This window comes from Sandaracinaceae bacterium (assembly GCA_020633055.1).
Taxonomy (GTDB): Bacteria; Myxococcota_A; Polyangia; order Polyangiales; family Houyiibacteriaceae; genus JADJJE01.
In genome coordinates this window covers 1-1,994 of sequence record JACKEJ010000030.1, presented here as the reverse complement: position 1 = coordinate 1,994, position 1,994 = coordinate 1, and the positions used below count along the sequence as shown (strand labels likewise).

The following is a 1,994-nucleotide window of genomic DNA, read 5'->3' as shown; positions in this document are numbered from 1 at the left end:
CCTGCACATGCTCTTCACGGATTGGCTCGGGCGGCGTGGGCTCTTTTTCAACGACTTTCACGCGATGCTCGCGCGGTGTGTGCAGCGGCTGCGGGGTTGGAAGCTGCCGGTGTTCGACAAGCGGCAGACGAACCAGCCGGTGGTGGTGACGGTTCAGGGGGCGGTGGAGGCGGCGGCGTACATCCAGGCGAACGCGGTGATGGCGGGGCTCGTGGCGGCGCCTTCGGAGTGGCCGGGGAACCTGACGGATTTGCAGGAGACGGGGTGGGGCAAGCGCGAGCGCATCCCGCGTCCGGAGCTGCTGCATCGCGAGGACGGCGCGGTCGTGCGCATGTTCCACCCGAAGAGCGAGCGTTGGCCGAAGGACATCGAGCTCGAGCTGGCGCCACTGGCGGCGCGCGTCGGCATGGCACCCGAGGCGTGCGTCGAGGCGGTGAAGACGGAGCGCGACGCGCTCGTGGCGGAGGCGCACGCGGAGGTGGCGAAGCGCGGCGGGCGTTTCCTCGGGCGCTTTCGCGCGATGCGACGCAGCACACGCGCGTGGGCGACCTCGAAGGAAGAGCGCAACGCGGTGGTCCCGCGGGTGAAGGCGGGGCGGGGGCAAGGCGAGGCGCGGCGGAGCGCGTTGGCGGACGACGCATCGTTCCGATGGGAGATGGCCGAGTGCCGGCTGCGCATGCTGCGGGGTGAGAAGGACGTGGTGTTTCCCGCGGGGTGTTTCTTGTGGGCACGGCGTTTCGGGTTTGCGACGCACGCGGGGGTCGCGCCGCCGCTCGTTTGAGCTCGCGTGACGGGCGCAATCCGAGCGGAACGTCGCGCGAAAGCGCGGCGTGAGGCGGAGGTGCGTCTCGAGCGCGGGTTTTTGGGGGCTTCGCGGCGTGTGTCCGGGGGCCGTGCGACGTCAGGGGTGCCCGGCGAGGCTTCGTGGGGGAGTTGCTTGGTGTGACGTGGGCACTCGCGCACCACGTGCGGTCCACGACCGTGCGGGCGCTTCACGTCCACGTCTTTCCCGACGTTGCGGTCGAGCCGCGTCCATCTTCGTCCTGACGTCGCGGTCGAGCGAAGACGGCGCGGGAGCTCGCTCAGAAGTCGTAGAAGCAGCACCGAAACCCGGTGTTCGGGAACGCGAAATCTCGGCTCCCCACCGTGAAGTCGAAGTCGCACGTACGCCCCGCCTCGAGGTTGTTGTACGCGCCCCCGCGAATCGCATAGACCCCCGTCGCGACCTGCGTGGACGTCCACTCCTTCACGTTGCCACTCAGATCGTAGACGTTCCCGGCCGCGCCCCAGGCCGTGCGGCACGACGCGAACGAGCCCGTCGCCGCAATCGCATCCGCCCCCGCGACCTCCGACCCATTGCACACCATGGGCTGCGAGGTCGAGCAGTTGCTCGCGTAGCTCCAATCGCAGGTCCCCGCGCTGCCTTCGCACGCCGACTGCCAATCGTCGCCCGCGCACAGGCGCCATCCGTCGACACCCGCCGCAGGGCACACCCCACCCGAGTTCAACGCGCAACAGGCCGCCTGCGCCTGATCCCACGTCACCGTCGTCCAAGGCATCCGATTCGCCCGCGAGCACGCCGCGGTATTCGCAGTACCAGCCGCCGTCGGCGTCGCATCGGGCCGCGAAGCCTCGTAGCTCATCACGTGCACCGTCGCGCCCGGCCGCGAGATCTGCACCGTCGAGACGCCCCCGGCCCCGGGAAACAGCGCTTCGTCCGTTCGCCCGTCGCAGTCCTCGTCACGCCCATCGCACGTCTCGGTTCCTGGCGTCCCCGCCATCGCCGCCGAGCACTCGAGCGCCGTCCCATCCGCCGAGCACCGCAAGGTCCCGCTCCGCTGACAGAGCCCGAGCCCGTTGCTGCACGCTGCACCCCGCGTCGGGAAAGGCTCGTCGACCATCCCGTCGCAGTCGTTGTCGATCCCATCGCAACGCGACTCGACCTCCTGATACGCCGCCGCACCGTACATGCACCGCCACCCCGTGGCCCCGGC

2 protein-coding genes are annotated in these 1,994 nt (G+C 70.2%); one reads left to right on the top strand and one right to left on the bottom strand.

Annotated features, from left to right (window positions below; translation table 11 throughout):
* Nucleotides 1-64 precede the first annotated feature (64 nt).
* The gene (locus tag H6726_32820; GenBank protein MCB9662469.1) at nucleotides 65-781 is read left to right on the top strand and encodes a hypothetical protein; all 717 of its coding nucleotides are present in this window, start codon (nucleotides 65-67) and stop codon (nucleotides 779-781) included.
* Nucleotides 782-1,082: 301 nt separating this feature from the next.
* Here H6726_32820 and H6726_32815 read toward each other — a convergent pair whose 3' ends face one another.
* Complete coding sequence (locus H6726_32815) at nucleotides 1,083-1,970, bottom strand: SUMF1/EgtB/PvdO family nonheme iron enzyme (protein ID MCB9662468.1); 888 nt, start codon at nucleotides 1,968-1,970, stop codon at nucleotides 1,083-1,085.
* Nucleotides 1,971-1,994 lie beyond the last annotated feature (24 nt).

Bases quoted from the DNA above. Each gene is read 5' to 3' on its own strand.
- H6726_32820 (MCB9662469.1), top strand. From the start codon at position 65: ATGCTCGCGCGGTGTGTGCAGCGGCTGCGGGGTTGGAAGCTGCCGGTG.
- H6726_32815 (MCB9662468.1), bottom strand. From the start codon at position 1,970: ATGTACGGTGCGGCGGCGTATCAGGAGGTCGAGTCGCGTTGCGATGGG.